At 45.5% G+C, this 2398-nt stretch carries 4 protein-coding genes; all 4 read right to left on the bottom strand.

Annotation, left to right across the window (positions count from 1 at the left end):
• On the bottom strand, positions 1-483 hold a 483-nt coding region (locus BGO59_RS31570), incomplete at its 3' end, for a carboxypeptidase-like regulatory domain-containing protein (protein WP_293690924.1).
• Positions 484-630: 147 nt separating this feature from the next.
• Positions 631-1209 (bottom strand): hypothetical protein, encoded by a 579-nt coding sequence (locus BGO59_RS31565; protein ID WP_099077267.1) that lies wholly within the window; start codon positions 1207-1209, stop codon positions 631-633.
• Positions 1210-1309: 100 nt separating this feature from the next.
• Positions 1310-1669 (bottom strand): hypothetical protein, encoded by a 360-nt coding sequence (locus BGO59_RS31560; RefSeq protein WP_143874721.1) that lies wholly within the window; start codon positions 1667-1669, stop codon positions 1310-1312.
• 35 nt (positions 1670-1704) lie between these two features.
• Positions 1705-2199 carry a 5-fold beta-flower protein gene (locus BGO59_RS31555; protein ID WP_293690917.1) on the bottom strand — a complete coding sequence of 165 codons (495 nt, stop codon included), beginning with the start codon at positions 2197-2199 and terminating at the stop codon, positions 1705-1707.
• Positions 2200-2398 lie beyond the last annotated feature (199 nt).

The following is a 2398-nucleotide window of genomic DNA, read 5'->3' as shown; positions in this document are numbered from 1 at the left end:
TGAGCCTTCGCTCTCCCAGACCATCACGCCCGGCGTTTTGCTGAACACCTGCCGACTGTTGTTGGTAATCAGATTGGCATCCAAGGCACCCAGGTTAATGACTTCTGTTTTCTTGCCGGCGAATATGGCGTTATAGCCTACTTCGGGCAAGACCTCCCGTTCGCGTAGTCCTCTGGCAGCAATCACCTTGACTTCCTGAAGCTCCTGCGCGGTCTCCTGGATAGTAATCGTCAGGTTAGTCATTTGCTCGCCCGTGACGTTAACTGGTTGCTCGTGCGTTTGCAGACCCACGCCCGAAACAACCAGCGCATACTGCCCCTGCACAAGATTTGCGAAGATGAAGAAGCCTTTCTGATTGGTGCTAACTTGACGAATCGTCCCTTTAAGTGATACGGTAACCCCCTCGGCAGGCTGATGATTGCGGTCCAGTACAAAACCCTGGAGAACACCAGATGGTCTGCCTTCTTCGGCTATCGCTGCCATTCCCATTAGAAGAAAAATGAACAGAGGTAAGATACGTACAATAGGTTGTATAGTTTTATTTAGACTGATTCAAAACTATACAAAAGTATTGCTTCAACCTAAGCCAAACAAACTTCTTTAGAAATATTCTAAAGAAGTTTGTTTGGCTCACTGACTTTCTTTTAGCAGCCAGTTGATCTTAGTCATACGGTGCAGTGGATCATAAGCCGATAAGTCACCACCGTTGCTGAACTGAGCATCAAGTCGGTCGTGATAGGCATGATTTTCCGGAAAAGCCCGTTTCAGGGTTTCAACCGTAAGCTCCTGGAGCGGAGCACCTGCGTCTTTGCTAAAAAATAGTTTTGTATATCCGGGCTGTTTGGCTATGGGTGGCCGTACCAGTTTGTAAATCAATATAGGTTCGCCCGGATTGAGGATGGGGTAGTGGTCGTTCTCAGACACAAACCGGTAGCTCTGCCCGGCACAATCGCGAAATCCATACAGGCTATCTTTAGCGTATTGATACGACTGCCTCTGATGAATGATCGTCACATAAGGCTTTCCGATGAACTCGTGCAGCCGTAGTTTATGTTTTTGCGCCCGGCAGTCAACGGCCAGCATTAATTCATTCCGTCTGAAATCTTCAGCCGAACGAAATAAACCGCCCGGCATACTGGCATTCGATTGAGCCTGTGTCAAATCAGGCGAACTTAAATACAGGAGCGATATAAGTAAAACATTACGCATGGCTACGACCGTAGATTGGTTACGTAGCAAATGTATGGGAAGAATTAGGACCTTAAGGTGATCCTACTCACGTATAAGGCTGATTGTGATTAGTTGTTGATTAACCGACGGGGTCTGCCGCATCTTTGCCCTCTTCAACGTGTAGCGTAAAGACCGTTGTGAGGACTGAGAGGTGATGGGAAAATTGAACCCTTGCCTGATAAGTGCCTGCTTCCGGGAACGTAAACAGTTTGGCTAATCCCATGGCACTAGCTTCCAGCAGAAGTATAAAAGGTTTAGCAAGATATTCGGACGTGATAGTAACCTGTGCGTCTACTATATCCGCCAGTTCTGCCGTATCCGCTTCGTTGTTTTGTTGAATGTTGACCTGCATAAACACAGGCCGACCTGTTTGCCACCGGCCGTGGTGCAGACTAAGTTTTACTACGTAGCCTTCGACAACGTTAATTAGCGAATACATATGGCAAATTCTTCCTCCCAGCAAACCCGCAAAGCTCAATGCTTCATTTTACTGTGGTCAGGCTTATTTTTCATCCCGGCCTGAAAGCAGTGGAGGGCGCAAGCACTACCTTTCAGGCTGTCGTGAACATTGCCTACTACGTTCCCCTTGGCATCAATCAGGTCGCAAGTATCGTCCGGCCTGTCTTTTAGAGTAAATACGAGTCCGCCGGTTTCGTTGTAAAAGCTCATGCCATCTTTCGCCATGCGACCCAACAGTTTGCCGTTTGCATCAACCATTGTTCCGTCAGCCTTCAGAAAGGCAATCTTTTTTCCTTTGGCATCCTGAATGATGCCTTCCTTTGATACTGTGCCTACCGTAATGCCATTTTGTTGAATTTGACCAGAACTGGTCAAAATATGGCCTTTATAATCCTTGACGGGCTGCTGCGCCTGAGCAAGAAACGGCGTTAGCAACAAGAGGGTGAGGGCGACGAATCTCATCATTTTTGTGTATATTTTTTTTTGTAGCAAATTAGGAAAAAAAAGCATAGATGGCAAATATTATTTTTTAGATGTGGTAAAGTTATGATTATATATTTTAATATTAATACTATGTAAAATAATATTCTGTAAAACGAAAGTTTTCAGATGGTGTTAAGACCATCTGAATAATGAGGATTTCAAAATGCATCCAACATACGTATATACAGGTTAACCGTCTTGTTTGAATTGATAGCCAGATCGGTAC

This window comes from Spirosoma sp. 48-14 (assembly GCF_001898575.1).
Taxonomy (GTDB): domain Bacteria; phylum Bacteroidota; class Bacteroidia; order Cytophagales; family Spirosomataceae; genus Spirosoma.
The sequence above is the reverse complement of the archived record's forward strand: the minus strand, read 5'-3'. Positions and strand labels throughout refer to the sequence as shown.